Source organism: Schaedlerella arabinosiphila, from assembly GCF_003885045.1.
Classification (GTDB): domain Bacteria; phylum Bacillota; class Clostridia; order Lachnospirales; family Lachnospiraceae; genus Schaedlerella; species Schaedlerella arabinosiphila.
In genome coordinates, this window is the sequence record NZ_RHJS01000002.1 from 3585475 (window position 1) to 3608321 (window position 22847).

Sequence of the window (22847 nt, forward strand, 5' to 3'; positions counted from 1 at the left end):
TGGGGCGGCAGTATCCGTGATAGAACACATCACAGATGCTGCCGAACTTCAATTCCCCCCATAATCTGCCCGATGGGAGCCGAAATCGTCAGATCCGCTCTCACTGCGCGCCCTGTCTCGGATTTGTTGATGACCACCAGATATTTTCCCTGGAAATAATCGATAAATCCGGCTGCCGGATAAACCACCAGAGAGGTTCCGCCGATGATCAGCATGTCCGCATTGGAGATCGCGCGGATCGTTCCCTCAATGACCCGGGAGTCCAGTCCTTCCTCGTAAAGCACCACGTCCGGCTTGACCAGTCCGCCGCATTTTTCACACCTGGGAACTGTGGATGTCCCTTTTACATATGCGGCATCATAAAACGCATGGCAATCCATACAATAATTCCGCATGATGCTTCCGTGCAGTTCATACACCGCTTTGCTGCCTGCCGTCTGATGCAGGCCGTCGATGTTCTGCGTCACAACCGCGGAAAGCTTCCCCGCCTGTTCCAGTTCGGCCAGCTTTAAGTGCGCTGGATTCGGCTGTGCATCCAATATCATCATTTTTTCTTTGTAAAATTCAAAAAAGGCGTCTGTGTGCGCCATAAAAAAGCTGTGGCTCACCACCTGCTCGGGTGAATACCGATACGCCTGATGGTAGATCCCGTCAGCGCTCCTGAAATCGGGAATGCTGCTCTCTGTTGACACTCCTGCGCCGCCAAAAAATACAATCTTCGAACTCTCGTCGATCATCTTCTGCAGCTGTTCTGTTTCCTTCTCATACATGATTTGCCTCCTCACGCGTCTACCACATGCCCGCGCCCGATGTGCTTCTGGATGATCTCTTTCATACAGTTCCATACTGTCTCCGAGGTCTCCTCAATCTTTTCATTCCGCTTATAGATCTGGGACTTTTTCACCTGATGCTCCTGCCAGCTCAATCCGTCGGCCGCGTCATTCAGAAGAAGGGGCTGGAAATTATCAAGCAGATGCGCGTACTTGGCATCCGGAGTCTCATACGCTTCAAACTCCTCCCACAGTTCCCGGAAATAGGTTCCCTGATCCTCCGGAAGAATCCCAAAAATCCGGTCAGCCGCCGCCACCTCCCGGCCCCTCTTTGTCTGCGCTCCCACAGAGTCATAGGCATAAGTATCCCCTGCGTCGATCTCCACCAGGTCATGGATCAGCACCATGAGCATCACCTTGCCGACATCCACCGCTTCCTCCGCGTATTCCCGGAGCAGATATGCCATAAGCGCAATGTGCCATGAATGCTCAGCGTCATTTTCCCTGCGCCCGGTATCCGCAAGATACGTCTGTCGGAATATATTCTTCACCTTGTCAATCTCTACGATAAATCGGATCTGCTTTTCCAGCCTTTCCAAATTCCGTTCTTCTCCCATATTCATCCTCACTTTTCCGGTATAGAAAAAACAGGCATTTTTCAGCCTGTTCACTCTATCCTGTCTTTCACCGAACCGCTCGGCTGATTCCACCTGTTACAGTTCGATCTTACCGCTTGTATCGTCATTTACTACATAATATGCAGCTGATTCCTCCGGTTTCAGATATATCTTAACGTCCTTCATGTCACCGACCTTATTCTTAAGAACCTTTGTCCACACTTCCTTGACCTTCTGGAAAATCTCTTTTTCTGTATATTCTTTGCCGTCGAACTGCAGATACATCTGGGTCTTCACATCTGCTTTTGAAGAAGGCTTCTTTGCCGCAGGTTTCTTCTCCGCAGCTTTCTTTGCTGCAGACTTCTTCTCTGCCTTTGCAGGTGTATCTTCTACAAGGACTCCGGCTTTTGTCTCAATCGCTTTTGTGGTGTCTTTCTTTGTTGCAATCGCTTTCTGTACCGGCTTCGGTTCTTCTTTTTTCTTTTCCGCCGTCTTTTTCTCTGCTGTCTTCTTCTCCGCCGGCTTCTTTGCCGCCGTCTTCACCTCAGCCGCTTTTGGTTCCGTTTTTTCTTCGGTCACTTCCGTTGCTTTCACTTCCTTTGCGGCCGTACTTTCAGCCGCTGCTTTTGTTGAATTTTTTCTCGGTGCCATAATTGCTCCCTCCTAAAAACACTCAAGTATCAACTTCCTTCGTAAACAATTGTCACAAAGTCCGTCTGCCGTACTATCACGTTACTTTTTATATACTGAGTAGTAAACACTCTATGACGAAATTATTATACATCATTTTTAAGAAAAGGTCAAATCTTATGCTACAATTATCTGATAAGATTTAATAAAAATTTCATTTTTGGGCAGTTCAACCACCCCCGGCTTCCTGGAAATCTCTTCCGCAAACCCGATATTGTCGCATCTTCCCTGCCAGGGCTCCAAGCATACAAAGGGCGCATCCTTTACTGACCAGATCCCAAAGCTTGGAAATCCTTTGCAGCGCATACCCACATAAGGCGTACCGTCCTTTCTGCAGAGCCAGACCTCGCCGATCTGCCCCTCGTCAAAGATAAGCGCGTCCCGCAAAAACATCTCCTCCGTAACCGGGCACATCTCCTCTTCCAGCTCCAGCGGATACGTCCTGTCAGGCACCCCGGTGCCCGTCTCCGGGTCAACCAGAATATAGGTCAGCGTCTCTTTTCCAGGGAATTTCAGAAGATAGTCTTCCTTCTTTTCATCCTTTCCTGCAAACCGAAATGCCGGATGCCCGCCGATCGTAAAGTACATATTCCGATCCGAACAGTTCTTTACCTGCCATTCCACCGTCAGTTCTTTTCCCATGAGCACGTAGCGGATATACAGTTCAAACTCATAGGGATAAACTTTTTTGGTATCCTCCGAGGATGACAGGCAGAACAGCGCCTCCTCCCCTGAAGACGAAACGCAGGTAAATACACTGTCTCTTGCAAACCCGTGCTGTACCGTGGGAAACGTATTTCCCTCGATCAGCACCTGGCTGCTGAAGGTTTTTCCGACATTCGGGAACAGAACCGGAGAATGTCGCTTCCAATATGCGGGATCGCCTTCCCACAGGACATCCGTATTCTTCTGTCTGTCAAAAATCCTTACCACCTCTGCGCCAAGCTCTGCGATTTCCACGCAGAGAAATTGATTTTCCAGCTTCATCCCTCTCTCCTCCTTCTTCCGTTCCCTGATATCTCCTGTATCTGCTAAAAAGCCTGCTGCCCCGGATTGCCTATTTTTCTTTCCCTTCATCCGATGACTGCTCAACCTGTACGCTCTTATCCACCAGATACTCGGCTACCTTTCTCTGAAGGATCGCCTTTCTCAGAAGATCCTCGCCTATCCGCTCCTTAAACGCCTCCACGTCATCAGAACCTGCTTCTTCGGCATATTCCTTAATCAGCTCCTCATATTCCGACTCGGATGGCTCCAGCTTCTTCTCCTTCGCCAGGAGGCTGCATGCCAGGTTGGCCTTGACGATCGTCTCTGAAGATTCCTGGGTCTCCTTTTCAAAATCCTCCATGGACTTGTTCATATATGTACTCAGAAATTCTTCAAATTCCAGGCCATAGCCCTCTGCCAGCTTTTTGTAGGTCTCCTCGGTGGTCTTGTACTCCGCTTTTACCTGATCCTCCGGAAGCTTTTTCACCTCCGTCTCATCCAGCATGGCCATCAGGGCCGCGTTCTGAAGGGTTGATTTGATCTGCAGTTCGTTGTTTTCCTCCAGCCGCTTGCGGATCTCTTCCTTATATTCCTCCACGGTCTTGGATTCCTCGCTGTGCTCCTTTACCCATTCGTCCGTCAGCTCCGGCGTGATGATCTCATAGATCCCATTCAGCGTGATATTAAAATTGGCCGGCTTATCAGCCACTTCTTCATTCCGGTAGTCTGCCGGGAATTTTACGGAAATGTCAAAATTGTCCCCCGGCTTGTGGCCCACGATCTGCTCCTCAAAGCCCTGGTACTCTCCCTCGGCCGGCAAAAACTGCCCGGAGCCTAAGATCAGGGAAGAACCGACCGCGCTTCCGCCTTCAAATTCCTGACCGAAGATCGTACCCGTATAATCAATGTCAACGGTATCTCCGTCCTTGGCCGCCCGGTCCGTAATCTCCTTACGCTTCTGGGACGCCGCCAACTGGCTGCTGATCGAGCTCTCAACCGATGAATCCGATACTTCAGTATTGTCCAGCTTGGGAATCTCAAGCCTTTTATACTTGTTTATCGTGATGTATTCATCCGATAATGCCGAGCTGCAGCCTGCCAGAGATACTGCCAGCATACTGCTTACTATCACTGCAATCCATTTTTTCTTCATCTTTTCACCTCATAATTCTTTGCAAAAGCTTTTTCGGCAAATCCTTATCATCTGCCGACTACCGTTTCAGTATACCATATTCCAGGATTGAAAAAAAGTCATTTTTAGATTTAATTCAGGGATTCACTTCCAGCAGCCGGGACATGTTTTTTAAAGCAGGGGGGAGAGCAGCCGGCTGAACTGCTCCTTCATCCGAATGACAAACCCTCTCTGGTCATAGACTTTCCTGGTGACATGGGTGCATTTTGTCATATCGGTCTCAAAGATCCTCTCCAGACGCTGTACCGTGCGTTCGCTGTAGATCACCGCATTCACTTCGAAGTTCAGGCCGAAGCTGCGGATATCCATGTTGGCGGTTCCCACGCAGGCCACCATGCCGTCCACACTGAGCGTCTTGGCATGGAGGAAGCCGTTATTGTACACATAACATTTTGCGCCGGCCTGAACCAGTTCCCCCAGATAGGAGTAGGTGGCCCAATAGACAAAGGGATGGTCCGGCTTGCAGGGCACCATGATGCGCACATCCACCCCGGAGCGACTGGCGATCATCAGCGCGTCTAAGATGGAGTCGTCCGGGATCAGGTAGGGCGTCTGGATATAGACATGCTTTTTCGCACTGTGGATCAGTCTCAGGTAATTGTCGTGGATGGTCTTTGTCTGGGAGTCCGGCCCGCTGGAAATAATCTGCACCGGATCCCGCCCGTTTCTTGTATAAGTAGGGATTTCAAACAGGTTATCCTGGAGGAACAGATTTTCCTTCGCCGCATAATTCCAGTCCAGCACGAACCTTACGGCAAGGGACGTCACTGCCGCCCCTTCAATGCACAGATGGGTGTCCCGCCAGTAACCGAATTTTTTGTTTTTTCCCAGATATTCCCTTCCTACGTTGAAGCCCCCCACAAAGCCGATCCGACCGTCAATGACGACGATCTTCCGGTGATTCCGGTAATTCATCCGAAGCTGGAACTGGCCCAGCAGGGCCGGAAAAAATTCCGCCACCTGTATCCCCGCGCATTCCAGGCGGTTCCAGTCCCGGTTATGCATGGTGCGGCATCCCATACTGTCGAAGAGGATACGCACCTCCACGCCCTCCTTTGCCTTCTGGATCAGCAGCGGCTCGATCTTCTGCCACAGCTCGTCATTCCGGATGATATAATATTGAAGATGTATATAGCATTTCGCCTGCTTCATCTCGTCGATCAGCGCCCGGAATTTTTCTTTTCCGTCCGCGTAAATCCGCACGTCATTGTTGTCTGTCAGCACCGCCTGGCCGACCTCCAGATTGTACAGGATCAGGTTCTCAAACCTGCGCATCTCCGGATTCGCCAGACGCAGCCGCTTTCGGTAAATCCGCTCCTCCTGCCGCCGAACCGCATACTTCAATTCCCCTTCAATCTCCTTTGCCTTGAACATCCTGCTCTTGTGAAAATCCTGCCCGATCATCAGATACAGGACAAATCCCAGGATCGGGATAAAGTACAGGATCAGCAGCCAGGTCCACACGGTCTGGGGGGATCTGCGCTGAAAAAATATGATCACCAGAGACAGGAATATATTGATGATCACCAGATGATCCATAATAAAATGATACGCGACCGCAGTCCCGTTCCAGATCGTCTCCGCCATAAAAACCTCCATCCAGGAAAATACAAACATCGGAAAATTACAGTTAACGAAAGAATACTTCCAAATCTATTGTTTGTCAAGATTCTGTTACTATACCCAAAATCACATCTACCGCCCCATCATACGCAGTTTTAAAAAATTGCATAAAAAACGCGGCAGTTCGTCCAATGTCTGCTTGCACTTCGCCGAAAACAATGTTACAATAGATTACGGAAAAAGAGTAAACAGGAGGATTTGCCGTGAGTACAGTAACGATTGTATTGCTGGTAATCTTGGTCATTTTGATTGCCGCGTTTATCGCACTTTATTTTTTTGGAAGGAAAATGGAAAAAAAGCAGGCTGCGCAGAAGGAACAGATGGAAGCCATCGCGCAGACGGTTACGATGATGGTGATTGACAAAAAGAAAATGAAGCTGAAAGATGCCGGTTTCCCTGCCGTAGTCGTGGAAAATACCCCGAAGTATCTCCGGCGTTCCAAGGTTCCGGTGGTGAAGGCCAAGATCGGCCCGCAGATCATGTCACTGATGTGCGACGCCCAGGTCTATCCTCTGATCCCGGTAGGCGGCAAGCCCATTAAGGCGGTTCTCAGCGGGATCTACATAACCAGCGTAAAGGGCATCCGCGGTTCACTCGAGAAGCCGGAGCCAAAGAAAAAATTTCTGGATCGTTTTAAAAAAGAAAAGAAATGACCCCATACCGGGTCTTCCATACAAAAAAGCTGCCGCTGGCAGCTTTTTTGTATACCAACGTAAAAGGATACGGCGCGCCGTTCGAAAAGGCGCGCCGTGTTCTTTTGCATTTTTTACATTTCCAGAGAAAAATCTCCTCCGGTTCTGGAGACAATATTCATCTTGATGGTGCAGTCTGCCATCGGCTCATGGTTGACGTCCAGCTCATAGTCCAGCGAGACGTCTATATTTTTGTCTGTCACCTTCACTTCCATGCTCTTGGTATTTACACCCACAAGCATCTGACCATACGGAGTCTGGTAATAAGTAAGATTCTTCCTGTTTTTTTCAAAAACCATATGTGAGTTTGAGATTCCCCGTTTGATGATCTCCAGGCTGTCGTTTCCCGAGATCTTGATCTGATTCTTTGTCACTCCGGGCGTGCCTTCCATCAACTCGTCATAAATGACATAGTGCTTTCCGTTTTTGCAGTAATAGCTTGCCGGAGTCACCACCTCGATCGGTTCATTCTCCTCGTCCGGCAGGTCTGATATTGCATCCTGATGCAGACCTGAGATACTGACCAGTACATCTTTCGTCATATTCCATCCCCCATATTTTGACCAATATGTAAAATAAATTGATTACCTGCTTACCGCTTTTCAATAGCTCTCTATATTCACCACATTTGTCTCCGGTACGTGAAAGGGCATCACCGTATTGGCAAACTGGCGGAATTTCTCAGCCGTATCGCTGACATAAAACTCATATCGGCTTCCCGATGCCTCCCTGCCATCGCTGCTCATTTCCCGCTCTTCCAGAAGGGTCTTGAGATCAAGGGCGGTCTCGTAAGCCGGATTGACAATCTGAATGTCCTCGCCCATATAAGCACGGATTCTGGAACGCAGCAGCGGATAGTGGGTACAGCCCAGGATCATAGCGTCAATGTCCGTAGCCCGCAGGGATTCCAGATAATATTCGATGATCTCCTGCGTCACCGCGTGCTCCTTGAACCCTTCCTCCACCAGCGGCACAAACAGCGGACAGGCTTTCTCAAGAACCTGTATCCGGGGATTCAGCTCTCGGATGATCTTCGTATACATCCCGCTCCGAACCGTGGCATCGGTTCCCACAACGCCGATCTTCTGATTCCTAGTGGCCTTCACCGCGGCCCTGGCGCCTGGAACCACCACCCCAAGGATGGGGACGTCAAATTCATCCCGCACGGCGTCAAGAGCAAGAGCGCTGGCCGTATTGCAGGCAATGACGATGGCCTTCACCTGCTTGGTCTTCAGAAAACGGATGATCTGCTCCGAAAAACGGATCACTGTCTTTTGGGACTTGCTGCCGTAAGGAACCCGGGCAGTGTCTCCAAAATATACAATATTCTCATCCGGAAGCTGCCGTATGATCTCACGCACTACGGTCAGCCCGCCTACTCCTGAATCAAACACACCGACCGGTGCCCCTTTTTTACACTCCATACTCACTTCTTTTCCCCTGGATCTTTCTTTTTTCATGCGGACGCATGATGTCTGTTACAGCGCCAGCACCTTGGAGATCTCATACTGATGGTTCGAGATCTTCTTCTTCATACTCAGTGCCTCGTTGATATCATAATCCACAAATTCGCCTTCTTTATAACCTACCACACGGTTATACTTGCCTGCTATGAGCATCTCCACCGCCATGGCTCCCATGGTAGACGCATAGACTCTGTCCTTACAGGTGGGGCTTCCGCCGCGCTGCATGTGTCCCAGGATCGTCGCCCTTGTCTCGATTCCGGTAGCCTCTTCAATCCTCTTTGCCAGATTGATGGTATCGCCGACGCCTTCCGCATTGATGATGATGTAGTTCTTCTTACCGCGTCTCTTGTTCGCCATAATATCCTGGATCAGAGCCGCTTCGTCAAAGTTTTCCTTTTCCTCCGGCAGCAGGATTCTCTCCGCGCCGTTTGCAATCCCGCACCAGAGCGCCAGATAGCCCGCATCACGTCCCATAACCTCAATGATGCTGCACCGCTCATGAGAGGTCGAAGTATCACGCACCTTGTCGATCGCTTCCATTGCGGTATTTACAGCAGTATCAAACCCGATGGTGTATTCCGTACATGCGATATCCAGATCAATGGTTCCCGGAAGACCGATGGTCTTTACACCATAATTGGCAAGCTGCTGAGCACCGGCAAAAGAACCGTCTCCGCCGATAACAACCAGTGCGTCAATACCGTATTTTTTACAGATTGCCGCCGCCTTCTGCTGCCCTTCTGTAGTACGCATGGATTTGCAGCGCGCAGTCTGGAGGATCGTTCCGCCCCGCTGGATCGTATCTGACACGTCACGGGCAGACAGATCAATGATCTCTTCCTTGAGAAGACCGTGATATCCTTTACGTATCCCACGTACCTTTAATCCGTGTGACAAAGCTGTCCTTACCACCGCACGGATGGCAGCGTTCATTCCCGGAGCATCGCCTCCGCTGGTCAGTACGCCGACCGTACGGATGCTGTCTTCCATTTCATCCAATACTTGTTTGTTTTCCAATTCTCCCATGCTTCCTTCCTCCTCAGGTAATTAATAGTAAGTAACCTGCGGAACATCTGCCGCCGCAGTTCTTCCGCATATGATGGAACCAGAACTTACCAGGCACATCTGCTCCCGGCTGCCTCCGCGCCTGAAACAAGGAACCAGGAATCAGGAATTACATTGCCTGATCTTTCACATTCTTCGTGATTTATTCTAAACCATTTACAGGCGGTTTTCAAGAGTCTTTTCGACTACTTTTACCCGCTTTTCTCCGTATTGGTTCATCAATCTGCTTAATACCTGCGGGCTGATCTGGATATTCCGGTTTCTGGGCAGTTTTTTGATCGCCCGCTCGGCCTGGCAGTAGATCACCACCTCGTCCTCCCCCTCGGAATCTTTCAGGTGTTCGAACAAATCCTGCTCATGTTCCTGGTAGGATACCTTATCCGGAAACTGTATCCACAATTCCTTTTTTTTCTGCTCAAAGGGGATGACTTTCTCACAGATCAGCTTGCTGGGCCTCTCATCCTCCTCGGAAACCCGCCCCCGGATAAATACCTTCTGGTCCACCTCGAGAAGCGTCCGGTTCTTTTCGTAATCCCGCGGAAATACGACCACCTCCACGGTTCCCAGCAAGTCCTCCACGGTGACAAAGGCCATCATCTGGTTTGTCCTCGTATGCTTCACCGTCTTGTCCGTGATCAGGCCGCCTACGGTCTCCCTTGCCCCGTCCCGGACTTTGGAACGCCCGGATTCCTCATCGGGCTGAAAATCCGGCGTCACGGCGGAAATATTGTTTCTCCACGTCTCCTCGTATGCATCCAGGGGATGGCCGCTGATGTAGATGCCCAGCACTTCTTTTTCAAAGGCAAGCTGATTCTCCCTGGAGTACTCCCCTACATCCGGCAGGCGGATTTCGAACTGGCTTTTCTCCTCCTCTTCCACCAGGTCAAACAGCGTCATCTGCCCGGTCATCGCGTACTTCTTCTCCTGGTTCACATGATCTAAGATCTGCAGGTAAATGCTCATGAACTGCTTCCGGGTTCCTCCCAGACAGTCCAGCGCGCCGGCCTTGATCAGGTTCTCAATAACCTTTTTGTTCAGCACTTCCTTAATGGACATCCGGGTGATAAAATCTTCCAGATTTTTAAAATTGCCAAATTCCTCCCGATCCGCGACGATGGACTGGATCACCTGCTTCCCGATGCTTTTTATGGCCGCAAGCCCATAGCGGATCTGCCCGGAGTCCACGGAAAAATCCGCATACCCACGGTTGATGTCCGGCGGAAGGATCTGGATGTCCATGCCCCGGCACGCGTACACATACTCCGCCACCTTGGAAGGATTTTCAATCACGGAGGTCATCAGCGCCGCCATAAATTCCACCGGATAATAATATTTTAAATATGCGGTCTGGTAGGCCACCACCGCATAGGCCGCGGCGTGAGACTTGTTGAATGCGTATTTTGCGAAATCAATCATCTCATCGTAAATTTTATTCGCGGTCTTTTCATCAATCCCGTTCTTCACGCAGCCCGGCACCTGGGTCTCTTCGTCGCCGTAGACAAAAATCTGCCGTTCCCTGCGCATCACATCCCCTTTTTTCTTGGACATGGCGCGCCGCAGCAGGTCGCTCCGGCCCATGGTATATCCTGCCAGATCCCGCACGATCTGCATGACCTGCTCCTGGTACACGATACAGCCATAGGTGGGGGCCAGAATCGGCTCAAGCTGAGGGCAGTCGTAGACCACCGAGCCAGCCCCGTTCTTTCCTTTGATATACTGAGGGATAAAATCCATGGGGCCCGGACGGTACAGGGCGATCCCGGCGATGATATCTTCCAGGCTGTGGGGTTTCAGTTCCTTCATGAAGCCTTTCATCCCCGGGCTTTCTATCTGAAAGATCCCGTCCGTCTTTCCGGTTCCCACATAATCCAGCACGGCCTTATCGTCATAGTCGATGGTATTCATATCCAGCTCCGGAGCCTTCCGCCGGACCATATGCACCGCATTCTGGATCACCGTCAGAGTCCTCAGCCCCAGGAAATCCATTTTCAGCAGTCCCAGCTCTTCCAGCGTGGTCATGGTAAACTGGGTGGTGATGGAACCGTCCTGAGCCCGGGACAGGGGCACATATTCATCCGCCGGCTCCTGGCTGATGACCACCCCGGCCGCATGCATGGAACTGTGCCTGGGCAGCCCTTCCAGACGTTTTGACATGTCGATGACATTTTTCACCTGCTCGTCCGTCTCATAGGCTTTGCGGAGCTCCGGGTTCATCTCCAGCGCTTTTGCAATGGTAATATTGAGTTCTTTCGGAATCATCTTCGCAATGGAATCCACAAACGCATAGGGCAGATCCATGACCCGGCCCACGTCCCGGATCACTCCCCGGGCCGCCAGGGTTCCGAAGGTGACGATCTGCACCACCCGGTCCTTGCCGTACTTGCGGACCACATAGTCAATGACCTCCTGCCTTCGTTCAAAGCAGAAATCCACGTCGATATCGGGCATGGACACACGCTCCGGATTGAGGAAACGCTCAAACAGGAGCTGATACCGCAGGGGGTCGATATCCGTGATCCCCAGACAGTAGGACACGATGCTCCCCGCTGCAGAACCCCTTCCCGGCCCTACCGCGATCCCGTGGTCCCTGGCATACTTGATAAAATCCCATACGATCAGGAAATAGTCCACATACCCCATATTTCGGATCGTATCCAGCTCGTATCTGAGCCGTTCCCGGTTCTCTTCGGCCTGTCCATTGTAACGCTGTTCCAGACCTTCATAACACAGTTTGTTGAGATATTCCCAGGAGGTCATTCCATCCGGCACGTCGTACCTGGGCAGCTTTGTCACCCCGAACTCGATCTCCACACGGCAGCGGTCGGCGATTCGCTGTGTGTTCTCCAGGGCCTGCCGCGCATAGGGAAACAGGGATGCCATCTCCTCCGGTGATTTTACATAGTACTGTCCGCCTTCATAGCGCATCCGGTTCTCATCCGACAGCTTTTTCCCTGTCTGGATGCAGAGCAGGATGTCATGGGGCTTCTCATCCTCCGCATAGGTATAATGCACGTCATTGGTGGCCGCCAGTTCGATCCCCAGCTCCTCCGACATCTGCAGCAGCCGCTGGTTCACAAGTTTTTGTTCCGGGATGCCGTGATCCTGCAGTTCGAGAAAATAATTTCCTCTGCCGAAGATCTCCTGATACTCCAGCGCTTTTTCCTTTGCCTCTTCGTACATCCCCCTGGCCAGATACCGCTGCACCTCCCCGGCAAGGCAGGCGCTAAGCGCGATGATCCCCTGGTGGTGCTCCCGCAGAAGTTCTTTGTCCACACGGGGCTTATAATAATATCCGTCCACAAAACCTTTGGAGACGATCTTCATCAGATTGGCATAACCGGTATTGTTCTCCGCCAGCAGAACCAGATGGTAATAACGGTCGTCCCCGCCTGTGATCTCCCGGTCGAATCTGGAGCCGGGCGCCACATAGACCTCGCATCCGAGAATGGGATTGATCCCGGCCTTTTTCGCCTCCCGGTAAAAGTCGATCACCCCGTACATAACCCCGTGGTCTGTGATTGCCGCGCTGTCCATGCCCAGTTCCTTTACCCTTGCCACATATTCCGATATTTTATTTGATCCGTCCAGGAGACTGTACTCCGTATGGACATGTAAATGTACGAAACCCATGCTCCACCTCCCGCCTGCAGCCGCTTTTGTATGATCCTTAAAACAGCCGCATATGAACGCACTGCCGCCGGCAGCCCCTCCGTATGTTATAATATGAAAAAACAGGGTGGTTCCCGAAAGAACCACCCAGCCTGCTCCGTATTAGTTGCTGCCGTTCATCATGAAGCTGATCAGCCTGTCTGTATCTTCCTTTTCATAAGCAAGGATCTCCAGCTCCGGAATCTCACCGTTGGAGAAAATATTTGCCATGGATACATACTGGGAAAGCTTGGACTTCAGATTCAGACGGTCTCCCTCGCCTGTTACCAGTTCCACCTTGCCCCTGCACTGATCTACCACCTTAAAAAATCCTTCTATGTCTGTAATATTCTGTACCTTCATAGTTTGTTACCTCCTCAAAAATTTTAAAAACCTGTTTCAATCTTTTTCTGAGTTACGCTACCATTATACATGATTTCCAAAAGAATGCAATCTTTTTTTGTATTTGCCCTAAAACAAGAGTTATGCTATACTAATAGCAGCGAAAAACGGCATATGTATTTGTGCCTGATTTCAGAAAAATATTGCCGGGAGCGATTTTCTGCGGCGTCTTCCGGACATAAAAAGAATGATACAAGGAGGACATTTTGATGAGATTAGTGACACGTTCTGATTTTGACGGCCTGGCATGCGGAGCTTTGCTTCTGGAGGCAGGCATCATCGACAACTGGAAGTTTGCACATCCCAAGGATATCCAGGATGGACTGATGGAGATTGACGAGAATGACTGCCTGGCAAACGTACCGTTTGTAGAAGGCTGCGGACTCTGGTTTGACCATCATTCCAGCGAACACGAACGTCTGGAGCTGGAAGGCAAATACAAAGGGGAGAGCCGTATCTGTCCCTCCTGCGCAAGGATCATCTATGAATACTACGGCGGCAAAGAGCGTTTCCCGCAGTTCGACGATCTGATGGAAGCGGTTGACAAGGTGGACTCCGGCAACCTGACCATCGATGAAATCATGAACCCCTCCGGATGGATTCTGGTTGGTTTTCTGATGGACCCGAGAACCGGCCTGGGACGCTGGAGACAGTTTTCCATTTCCAATTACCAGTTGATGGAAAAGCTGATGGAAGCCTGCCGCACCATGAGCACCGATGAGATCCTGGCATTGCCTGACGTCCAGGAACGGATTGAGGTCTATCACGAGCAGACCGAGAAGTTTAAACAGATGGTATCCGAGCATACAAAGGTTGACGGCAATCTGATCGTTACCGATCTGAGGCATGTGGACCCCATCTACACCGGCAACCGCTTTATGATCTACAGCATGTATCCTGAGCAGAATATCTCCGCCTGGATCGTCAGCGGACGGGGCGGGCAGGGCTGTTCCGCCGCAGTGGGCTACAGCATCCTGAACAAGACGTCCGATGTGAACGTAGGAAGCCTGATGCTGAAATATAACGGCGGCGGACATAAGAAGGTAGGCACCTGCCAGTTCAGCAATGAAACAATGGATACAGAGCTGCCGAAGATGCTCGAAGAACTGAGCGCTCTGGCAAATAAGTAAGCATCCCTCTATACATACGAAAAGCTGCCTGCGGCAGCTTTTCTTTTTCTGATTTTGCAGACGGCAGAAACTTAAACTTCATCCTGCCGCTCCGGGTTTTCGTCTAATTCCTGACAAAAAAACAGCAGCAGCTTTTATACCAGAGACTGATTCAGATACGCCTCCTGTTCCGGTGTCAGGGTGTCGATCTCTTTTCCAAGGAAACGAAGCTTTCTCACCGCCACATCCTGGTCGATCTCCACGGGTACATCCACCAGCATCTCTGTCATTTCTTTTCCGTGCTCTACCAGATACTTCGCGGAAAGCGCCTGGATGGCAAAGCTCATATCCATGATCTCCGCCGGATGTCCGTCCCCTGCGGCCAGGTTCACAAGACGGCCTTCCGCCAGAACGAAGATCCACCGTCCGTTCGACAGCTTGTAGCCCTGGATGTTTTTCCGCATTTCCTTCGATTCCGCTGCCATGGCGCGCAGGCCGGCCATATTGATCTCGCAGTCAAAATGTCCCGCGTTGCAGAGGATCGCGCCCTCTTTCATTTCCACAAAGTCCTCTTCATCAATGACCTTATCGCAGCCGGTCACTGTCACGAAAAAGTCGCCCAGCTTTGCAGCCTCTTTCATCGGCATCACGTCAAATCCGTCCATCACCGCTTCAATGCCCTTCACCGGATCGATCTCTGTCACGATAACCCTTGCGCCCAGGCCCTTTGCCCGCATGGCAACACCTTTTCCGCACCATCCATAACCGGCTACCACCACGATCTTGCCTGCCACGATGAGATTCGTGGTACGCATAATCCCGTCCCACACAGACTGCCCCGTGCCGTACCGGTTATCGAAGAAATGCTTGCACTGCGCGTTATTGACCCGGATCATGGGGAATTTCAGATCGCCGGCTTTGTTCATCGCCTCCAGGCGGATGATGCCCGTTGTGGTCTCCTCACAGCCTCCCAGGATGGCCGGGATCAGCTCCTGCATCTCTGTATGGACCATGTGCACCAGATCGCCGCCGTCGTCAATGATGATATTGGGTCCCGCGGAAAGCACCGCGCGGATGTGGGAATTGTACTCCTCCTCCGTCGCCCCGTACCATGCATGGACCTCCAGCCCCGCCTTCACCAGCGCGGCCGCCACATCATCCTGAGTGGAAAGGGGATTGGAACCCGTTACATACATCTCGGCCCCGCCTGCTGCCAGCACCTTGCACAGATAAGCCGTCTTTGCCTCCAGATGTACGGAAAGGGTGATCTTCTTCCCTGTAAATGGTTTCGTCCGGCTGAACTCTTCTTCCAGCATGCGCAGCAGGTCACAGTTTCTCTTCACCCATTCGATTTTCTGTTCGCCTGACTCCGCCAGGCCGATGTCTCTGATTTCGCTACTCATTTTCTTCTCTCCTTCCGCCGCACATGCGGCACTTGTGATATCCAGCCGAATTTTTATTAACGTGATGGTCGTCTGTCCTATCATCACTCTATGCTGCCATTCTCACCTGCAGTATCCAACAGCAGCAAAATCCGGCCCATGGGAAACCGCCTTACGGCAAGAGGCCGGATTCCAGTCCCGTTACGGGACCGGACTGTAACTTCATCATTATATTATCCCACAAGCGCGCGTTTGTCAATCTGCAGGATTTCCTACTTTACGGATGTCTCCGCAGCAGACGAGTGCATTTTATGTTACTGTTCACACCCTACGGGTGCTCCAGTAACAGTATCCAGCCCATTTTATTTCTTCTCCGCCCACATACTTACGATATGATAGTATCCTCTTGAGGTGATCCGGTATACCATCATGTAGAATACCGCGAATACCAGATAACAGCAGACCGTAACGATCAGCAGCAGCTTCAGATTGGTCAGGCTGAACAGGAGCAGCAGCTTATGGACCATCGGAAATGCAAAGGCCAGATGGATTCCCGCCATGATCAGGGGAAGGAAGAACACCGTCAGTACCTGAGAATTGACGCTCCGCCTGATATCCGTTTCCGTCATGCCTACCTTCTGCATGATCTCAAACCGGGCCTGATCCTCGTAACCTTCCGAGATCTGCTTATAATAAATGATCAGCACTGCTGCAAAGACAAACACCACGCCCAGCAGGATTCCCAGGAAGAACAGGCTTCCATACAGGCCGTAGAACGTCGCCCGCTCTTTTGCCGCGCACCGGCTGTATGCCAGAAAAGGAGACGTTTCTTCCGTGCCGTCTAACGCATCCTGGTCTGCCTTCATCCGCATCATTTCGTGCTCCAGCGCTGCCTGAGCCCTGTCCAGAATCCGCATCTGCATCTCGTCCCCGCAGTCCAGGTCAAATCCATAATTCCAGCGGAATCCCATGACCGGATTTCCCCATTCATTCACAAGCCCTTCCAGCGGGCGCGCCGCTTCCGCCAGATCCGGGACGAAGATAAACATGGTCGGGATGATCTGCTCCGCATCCACACCGTTTTGTACAAACTCCGGAACCACCTTTTTAATCCGCATCGCCTCTCCGTCATTGACCGTAATGGTATCCTTCTCATAATCACGTTTCGTCGTATAGATGAGGACCTCTCCCGGCGCCAGCGCTTCCTTCTGATCCATCATACGGTTATAATCCTCCAGCGGCACGAGAAAGATCTGCCACGCATCGGCATAGTCGCTCATTTGAAACGCAGAGGCATTTTCATCATGGGTACGAAACTGACCTTCCGCCATGATACATGAAAAATCCACGAGCGGATAATCCAGCACATTCTCTGTGATCAGAGTCCCGTCCCCTTCTGCCGAAACAGCCTGCCCGGCAGCTTCCCGAACACGGTCCATCACCCCGGATTCCATGGCTTCCATACTTCGGAAGCTTGCGTCGATCATGATATTTCTCGGATAACGGTTTCGCAGACTGTCCTCGGTTCCCGCATACAGGCACACGGTTCCCGAGAGCATCACCAGCACCATGGTACACAGGATACAAATGGATGCCAGACCTGCGCCGTTTCTCTTCATGCGGTATATCATGGAGGAAATGGACACAAAATGTCTGGTCTTATAGTAGTAGCTTTTGTTCTTCTGTAAGATTCTGCAGATTGTCACAGAGCCTGCGATAAACAATAAATAAGTCGCAACGATGACCATGATGACTGCCACGAAAAACCAGAGCAGCGCCTCAATCGGATTCTCAATGGAAACCGCCAGATAATAGGCCGCCGCCAGGATCACCAGGCCGGTCAGCGCCAGAAGCCAGTTTGCCTTAGGCGGTTTTTCCCCCGCATTCTCACTGTGCAGCAGCTCCATCGCGCTCTCTCCCCGGATCTGCCATAAGGTCTGGAGCAGGATCACCAGAAAAATGATGGAGAACCACTTTAACGTTTCCAGGATTGCCTCAGCCCCCAGCGAAAAGGAAAATTTTGCTTCCCCCATCAGCAGATTGACCATCCCCAGCTCCGCGAACTTGGAAAATGTGATCCCGGCCAGCAGGCCGCCGCCCATAGAGATCACGGCACTCATCACGCTTTCGCTCACCAATATCTTGGCCAGGTTCCATTTCCCCATACCCAAGATATTGTAAAGGCCAAATTCTTTTTTCCTCCTGCGGTTCAGGAAGGAATTGGTATAGAACAAAAACAGCAGTGAAAACGCAGCGATCACATACATCCCGAATCCCAGCATGGACTGCATGACCTCCCCGCCCGGAACAGACTGCAGCGCACTGCTGGTATTTAAAAACGCCACAATATAGTACATCATGACCATACCCATGGATGCCAGGATATAGGGAATATACAGGCGGCTGTTTTTCCGGATTCCCATCCAGGCCAGTTTTGGATAAAACATACTTTTCATCGACCCTCACCTCCCTGAAACTTTTTTGACGCCAGCGCGGTCAGCGTGTCAGAAATCTTCTGATAGAGCTGTTCATCTGTGCTGTTGCCCCGGTAGATCTGGTGGAATACCTCTCCGTCCTTGATAAACATTACCCTCCCGGCATGGCTTGCCGCTTTGACGGAATGGGTCACCATCAGGATCGTCTGCCCGTTTTGGTTGATCTCGCCGAACAGCCGGAGCAATTCCTCCGTGGCATTGGAATCCAGCGCCCCGGTAGGCTCATCCGCCAGTATCAGCCTTGGGTTTGTGATCAATGCCCTGGCCACGGCCGCCCGCTGCTTCTGTCCGCCCGACACCTCGTAGGGATATTTTTTCAGAATCTCCGTGATTCCGAGCTGCACTGCAATCGGCGCAAGCCTCTGGCTCATTTCCGCATAATGCTTTCCCGCCAAAACCAGTGGAAGATAAATATTGTCCTCCAGTGAAAAGGTATCCAGCAGATTGAAATCCTGGAATACGAACCCCAGATTGTCCCTGCGGAATGCCGCGACTGCAGATTCCTTGATCCTGGAAAAATCCCATCCGTCCAGCTTTACCATGCCGCCTGTCGGCTTATCCAGGGCTGCAAGGATGTTCAGAAGGGTCGTCTTTCCGGAACCGCTCTCTCCCATGATAGCTACATACTCGCCTTCCTCCACGCTGAAAGATACCTTCTTTAGCGCTTCCACCTTATTCCCGCCAAAACGGGTCGAATACACTTTTTTCAATCCATTGACTTCCAATATGCTCATCACAATTCCTCCAATATGTTTTTATCCTGTCCCAGAGGGAGGGGATTTTTGTTTTTCTCTTTGCTTCTCCATCATCATATCAAAAAAGAGAAATGTACTGCCATCGAATTGACTTACATTTCTCTTTGTGAATCTTACAGTTTTGTAAGGCGGCTGCATCCAGTATCCGCCCCTGTACCAGTTCCTTCATAATAAATAGCGGACACATCCCCCGCGCCTCTGCCGAGATCACCGGGAGCGTGGCCCTTTGAACCGGATTCGAATGACGGTTCCGTTTTCCAGAGAAGAATTGGCTGTGATCACATGCCCCAGATTATCGCAGATCCTGCGGCACAGGTACAGACCGATCCCGCTTGCCTTTTTATCACTTCTTCCGTTATATCCGGTATATCCTTTTTCAAAAATGCGTGGAATGTCCTCGGGTGCGATTCCGATCCCGGTATCCCGGATGCACAGAATTGCATCCCCTGCCTCTTTTGCCATGGCGTCCGATTCCATCTCGATCGTGATCCTGCCGGATTCCGTGTATTTCAGACTATTGGAGATGACCTGCTCCAGGACGAACTGAAGCCATTTTTCATCCGCCACTGCTCTGGTATGTAATGGGCGGTAATCCAATTGCAGTTTTTTCCTTATAAACTGTCCGGCAAACTTTTTCACTGTCTGCTTGACAATCTCGTCCAGATCATATTCCCGGATCACATAATCGGTAAAATCCGAATCCAGACGGAGATATCCCATCACCATCTCTACATACCGTTCGATCCGCGCCAGGTCTTCGAGTATCCTCCGGGCAAACTCCGAATCCTGGTTCTGCAGATTCAGGCGCATGGATGCAATGGGCGTTTTGATCTGATGCGCCCACACGGTATAATAATCAATCATATCGGAGTAACGGAGGTTCATCTGTGTCTCCAGCTGCTTCTGTTCCTCGCACAGCCGGCTGATAATCTGCTGATAGTCCCGGTCTTCCACTGTGATCGGTTCCGGAAATGATTCCTGCAGCGCAGATGGAAGCCTGCCAAGCTCTTCCAGCCGCCGGTGCCGCAGCCATTCCCGGCGTATGCCGGATATAAGGAAAAGCAGTCCCAAAACCGTGCACACAAACGCAGGATACAAAACCGCTCCTGCCGGAAGGCGGTACAATAAAAATGCACATAAAAATACGAGGCAGAACAGGAAAAATACAAATATTCCCTTTCGCCGCTGTCTGAAATATCCGATGATAAAATGCATATAGCTCCTTTTCCTTTCGGCACTACACGAAGACCGTTCCTATGTCACCGTAATGATATATCCCACACCTACTTTGGTGGTAATAAATCCTTCCAGCCCGGCGGCATCTAGCTTCTTCCGCAGCCGGTTCACATTGACGGTCAATGTATTCTCATCCACAAAGCTGTCTGTCTCCCAGAGCCGCTCCATCAGCCGCTCCCTGCTGACGACTTTCCCCTTGCTCTCCATCAGCGCCAGCAGTATGCGGTACTCATTTTTCGAAAGATTGATCCTCTCCCCCTGGTAGACCAGCGTATTGTCTCCCATATTCAGAAGCGCGCCCCGGTGCTCCATCACAGGCACCGTCCCCGCAAAGTCATACGTCCGGCGCAGCAGCGCCTGTATCTTGGCGATCAGTACGCTGCCGTCAAAAGGCTTCACAATAAAATCGTCGGCCCCCATGTTCATTGCCATCACAATGTTCATACTGTCCGACGCCGATGAGATAAACATAACCGGCACGCTGGACAGTTTACGGATCTCGCCGCACCAGTGGTATCCATTAAAAAAAGGCAGTCCGATATCCATCAGAACCAGATGGGGGGCATACTCTGCAAATTCTGCCATGACATTTCGAAAGTCCCTGACGCATTCTGCTTCCAGTCCCCACAGCTTGGCCTGCTCTCTGACTGCCTGTGCAATTCCTTCATCATCTTCCACGATCATTATCCGGTACACATTGCTCCGCCTTTCCGATTTTTTCTTAATGGTAATGATATCGGAAATGAGGGAAAAAGTCAACGCTGCCGGATGGTTTTCTCTATCCGCCGGCTTTACTTTACCGGCGGGGTGTTTTTATAAAAACTGCCGTATTTCCTCCACCAGCTTTTCTTCCAGCCTGATCAGACGTTTTGCGATGTCCTTGGATTTTTCATCCGCTGCCTCGTATTGGTTGAGAAAGCGGTTCAAAGTTTTGATCCCCATATTGCAGCCGTCGGTCATCAGATCCGCAACCGTCTTGTCGGATTCATCCAGGGCAAGCTTGGCATTGGTCTTGATCCAGGACATGCCCTTTGCCATCGCGTTGGGTTCCTTTCCGTCGTCATGGTATCGGGCCAGAAGTATCTGGATCTCCTCTTTGAGTGTTTCATGCTTTGCCTTGCATTCTTCCAGATATTTTTTCAGATCCACGCTCTTTACGGACTGCAGCGTATCCTCAATGGAGGACACCCCCATCTTGATTCCTGCGTCACATTCTCTCAGCAGTCTCACCGTATCCTGTTCTATCATAAAAAATCCAGCCTCCTTCTATACATTCCATGTATCTGTCCGCAGCAGCGCACATGGCTGCTGTTCTGAACTCTTACATGAAAGTATGCCCGGTTCGGCTGGTTTTCATTACATTCTTATTATACAAATTTGTCGATTGCCTCATTCAGCTTGATGATCGCGTCCTGATCGTTCTCTTCCACCGCTTCCACGATGCAGTGATTCATATGGTTCTTCAAAACCACTTTTCCCGTGTTGTTGATGGCGGAACGGACCGCCGCCAACTGGATCAGAACCTCGCTGCAGTCCGCATCCCGCTCGACCATGCGCTTGACTGCTTCCAGATGGCCGATCGCCTTGGACAGCCGGTTCACCACCGCTTTCTTTTCCGCCGCACTGTGGACGTGTCGGTGTCCCGTCCCATGGCTGTGCGCAATACCGTTTTCATGCATATGCATATGAAGCTTTTCATCCAAAATCTGTTCCTCTGTCTGTTCTTCTTCAAAAACCTTCTGCCCTGCTGCAGTTTGTAAGTTTTCCGTCTCTGACCTCATAAATCCGTCCTTTTTCTTTTTATTTTTCTGAAATGGATGTGCAGAAAGGATTCTTTATTTCAGGGTTTCCCTGTGACATCTAACGATTATACTCCGTCCATGTAAAATCATCAACATAAAAATAAAAAAATGCTTGCAAACCGACAAAATATATGCTATCATTCAAATTGTCGCTACGATGTCAAGCATCGCAAGGCGTCATACTGGCTCCGTGGTCAAGCGGTTAAGACATCGCCCTTTCACGGCGGTAACACGGGTTCGATTCCCGTCGGAGTCATTGGATTTTTTGTCCGCATGCTGTCTTATACATAGATTGACGCACCGGACAGCAGGATGCATTTATTTTCTGCAAGATATGATATGCCGATGTGGCTCAATTGGCAGAGCAGCTGATTTGTAATCAGCAGGTTATCGGTTCGAGTCCGATCATCGGCTTTGTTCCTTTAAGGGACATATTTTGGACCTTTAGCTCAGTTGGTCAGAGCAATCGGCTCATAACCGATCGGTCCTGGGTTCGAGTCCCCGAAGGTCCATTTTCATATAAGATGTGGAATATATTTTTCATATTTTATATGTTGCACAATACAGGATATTTGTTTATAATGTATTGTATATTTATAGTTGTACGGCCCAGTGGCTCAGTTGGTTAGAGCGCCGCCCTGTCACGGCGGAGGTCGAGAGTTCGAGTCTCTTCTGGGTCGTTGATCAGATAAGATTAATAGCAGTTTTGTTTTATCTGATTTTTTTCAAAGGTTATGGGGTCTTAGCTCAGCTGGGAGAGCATCTGCCTTACAAGCAGAGGGTCATAGGTTCGAGCCCTATAGGCCCCATACCATATGCCGCAGTGGCGGAACTGGCAGACGCCCGGGACTTAAAATCCCGTGGGTAGTGATACCCGTACCGGTTCGATTCCGGTCTGCGGCAGTTCTTAAGAGTA

20 protein-coding genes and 6 tRNA genes are annotated in these 22847 nt (G+C 50.7%); 8 read left to right on the forward strand and 18 right to left on the reverse strand.

Annotated elements, in window-relative coordinates; genetic code table 11:
- Nucleotides 1-29: 29 nt before the first annotated feature.
- From EBB54_RS17145 to cls, 6 genes are all read right to left on the reverse strand, one after another.
- Nucleotides 30-770, reverse strand: a complete 741-nt coding sequence (locus EBB54_RS17145) for an NAD-dependent protein deacylase (protein ID WP_125128344.1) — start codon at nucleotides 768-770, stop codon at nucleotides 30-32.
- A gap of 11 nt (nucleotides 771-781) precedes the next feature.
- On the reverse strand, nucleotides 782-1387 hold the full coding sequence (locus EBB54_RS17150) for an HD domain-containing protein (RefSeq protein WP_125130861.1): 606 nt from the start codon (nucleotides 1385-1387) through the stop codon (nucleotides 782-784).
- 96 nt (nucleotides 1388-1483) lie between these two features.
- Complete coding sequence (locus EBB54_RS17155) at nucleotides 1484-2038, reverse strand: DUF6465 family protein (RefSeq protein ID WP_125128345.1); 555 nt, start codon at nucleotides 2036-2038, stop codon at nucleotides 1484-1486.
- 156 nt (nucleotides 2039-2194) lie between these two features.
- Nucleotides 2195-3064: an aldose 1-epimerase family protein gene (locus EBB54_RS17160; protein WP_125128346.1), complete on the reverse strand. Its 870-nt coding sequence runs from the start codon at nucleotides 3062-3064 to the stop codon at nucleotides 2195-2197.
- 70 nt (nucleotides 3065-3134) lie between these two features.
- On the reverse strand, nucleotides 3135-4217 hold the full coding sequence (tig, locus tag EBB54_RS17165; protein WP_125128347.1) for a trigger factor: 1083 nt from the start codon (nucleotides 4215-4217) through the stop codon (nucleotides 3135-3137).
- 150 nt (nucleotides 4218-4367) lie between these two features.
- Nucleotides 4368-5843 (reverse strand): cardiolipin synthase, encoded by a 1476-nt coding sequence (gene cls, locus EBB54_RS17170; RefSeq protein WP_125128348.1) that lies wholly within the window; start codon nucleotides 5841-5843, stop codon nucleotides 4368-4370.
- Between the two features lie 239 nt (nucleotides 5844-6082).
- On the opposite strand from cls, the gene EBB54_RS17175 reads away from it, so the two are divergent.
- The gene (locus EBB54_RS17175) at nucleotides 6083-6532 is read left to right on the forward strand and encodes a hypothetical protein (protein ID WP_004077947.1); all 450 of its coding nucleotides are present in this window, start codon (nucleotides 6083-6085) and stop codon (nucleotides 6530-6532) included.
- A 113-nt stretch (nucleotides 6533-6645) separates the two neighbouring features.
- Here the strand turns inward: EBB54_RS17175 and EBB54_RS17180 are convergent, their stop codons facing one another.
- From EBB54_RS17180 to EBB54_RS17200, 5 genes are all read right to left on the reverse strand, one after another.
- Entirely contained in the window at nucleotides 6646-7113 is a 468-nt protein-coding gene (locus EBB54_RS17180; RefSeq protein WP_004077948.1) for a DUF1934 domain-containing protein, read from the reverse strand.
- A 60-nt stretch (nucleotides 7114-7173) separates the two neighbouring features.
- Entirely contained in the window at nucleotides 7174-7995 is an 822-nt protein-coding gene (murI, locus tag EBB54_RS17185) for a glutamate racemase (protein ID WP_193554409.1), read from the reverse strand.
- A gap of 54 nt (nucleotides 7996-8049) precedes the next feature.
- The gene (gene pfkA / locus EBB54_RS17190; RefSeq protein WP_125128350.1) at nucleotides 8050-9063 is read right to left on the reverse strand and encodes a 6-phosphofructokinase; all 1014 of its coding nucleotides are present in this window, start codon (nucleotides 9061-9063) and stop codon (nucleotides 8050-8052) included.
- 195 nt (nucleotides 9064-9258) lie between these two features.
- Complete coding sequence (locus EBB54_RS17195) at nucleotides 9259-12732, reverse strand: DNA polymerase III subunit alpha (RefSeq protein ID WP_125128351.1); 3474 nt, start codon at nucleotides 12730-12732, stop codon at nucleotides 9259-9261.
- A gap of 141 nt (nucleotides 12733-12873) precedes the next feature.
- Nucleotides 12874-13113, reverse strand: a complete 240-nt coding sequence (locus EBB54_RS17200) for a hypothetical protein (protein WP_004077953.1) — start codon at nucleotides 13111-13113, stop codon at nucleotides 12874-12876.
- Between the two features lie 248 nt (nucleotides 13114-13361).
- Between EBB54_RS17200 and EBB54_RS17205 the strand changes: the two genes are divergently transcribed.
- Nucleotides 13362-14282, forward strand: coding sequence for a DHH family phosphoesterase (locus EBB54_RS17205; protein WP_125128352.1), 921 nt, complete (start codon nucleotides 13362-13364; stop codon nucleotides 14280-14282).
- A gap of 134 nt (nucleotides 14283-14416) precedes the next feature.
- Here EBB54_RS17205 and EBB54_RS17210 read toward each other — a convergent pair whose 3' ends face one another.
- The 7 genes from EBB54_RS17210 to EBB54_RS17240 form a co-directional block, all read right to left on the reverse strand.
- Nucleotides 14417-15664: an adenosylhomocysteinase gene (locus tag EBB54_RS17210; protein ID WP_125128353.1), complete on the reverse strand. Its 1248-nt coding sequence runs from the start codon at nucleotides 15662-15664 to the stop codon at nucleotides 14417-14419.
- Nucleotides 15665-16005: 341 nt separating this feature from the next.
- Entirely contained in the window at nucleotides 16006-18099 is a 2094-nt protein-coding gene (locus tag EBB54_RS17215) for an ABC transporter permease (RefSeq protein WP_125128354.1), read from the reverse strand.
- Entirely contained in the window at nucleotides 18096-18872 is a 777-nt protein-coding gene (locus EBB54_RS17220; RefSeq protein ID WP_004077968.1) for an ABC transporter ATP-binding protein, read from the reverse strand. The genes EBB54_RS17215 and EBB54_RS17220 overlap by 4 nt, the downstream gene beginning before the upstream one ends.
- Before the next feature lie 228 nt (nucleotides 18873-19100).
- On the reverse strand, nucleotides 19101-20108 hold the full coding sequence (locus EBB54_RS17225) for a sensor histidine kinase (RefSeq protein WP_125128355.1): 1008 nt from the start codon (nucleotides 20106-20108) through the stop codon (nucleotides 19101-19103).
- A 39-nt stretch (nucleotides 20109-20147) separates the two neighbouring features.
- Nucleotides 20148-20825: a response regulator transcription factor gene (locus EBB54_RS17230; protein ID WP_125128356.1), complete on the reverse strand. Its 678-nt coding sequence runs from the start codon at nucleotides 20823-20825 to the stop codon at nucleotides 20148-20150.
- A 117-nt stretch (nucleotides 20826-20942) separates the two neighbouring features.
- Nucleotides 20943-21377: a hypothetical protein gene (locus tag EBB54_RS17235; RefSeq protein WP_004077973.1), complete on the reverse strand. Its 435-nt coding sequence runs from the start codon at nucleotides 21375-21377 to the stop codon at nucleotides 20943-20945.
- A 119-nt stretch (nucleotides 21378-21496) separates the two neighbouring features.
- A complete protein-coding gene (locus EBB54_RS17240; RefSeq protein ID WP_044990547.1) occupies nucleotides 21497-21814 on the reverse strand; it encodes a metal-sensing transcriptional repressor in 318 nt (105 codons plus the stop codon).
- A 301-nt stretch (nucleotides 21815-22115) separates the two neighbouring features.
- On the opposite strand from EBB54_RS17240, the gene EBB54_RS17245 reads away from it, so the two are divergent.
- From EBB54_RS17245 to EBB54_RS17270, 6 genes are all read left to right on the forward strand, one after another.
- Nucleotides 22116-22187, forward strand: a tRNA-Glu gene (locus EBB54_RS17245).
- An 85-nt stretch (nucleotides 22188-22272) separates the two neighbouring features.
- Nucleotides 22273-22345 (forward strand) — tRNA-Thr (locus EBB54_RS17250).
- A 24-nt stretch (nucleotides 22346-22369) separates the two neighbouring features.
- Nucleotides 22370-22443, forward strand: a tRNA-Ile gene (locus tag EBB54_RS17255).
- A 94-nt stretch (nucleotides 22444-22537) separates the two neighbouring features.
- Nucleotides 22538-22611 (forward strand) — tRNA-Asp (locus EBB54_RS17260).
- 56 nt (nucleotides 22612-22667) lie between these two features.
- Nucleotides 22668-22740 (forward strand) — tRNA-Val (locus tag EBB54_RS17265).
- 8 nt (nucleotides 22741-22748) lie between these two features.
- Nucleotides 22749-22834, forward strand: a tRNA-Leu gene (locus tag EBB54_RS17270).
- Nucleotides 22835-22847: the final 13 nt, after the last annotated feature.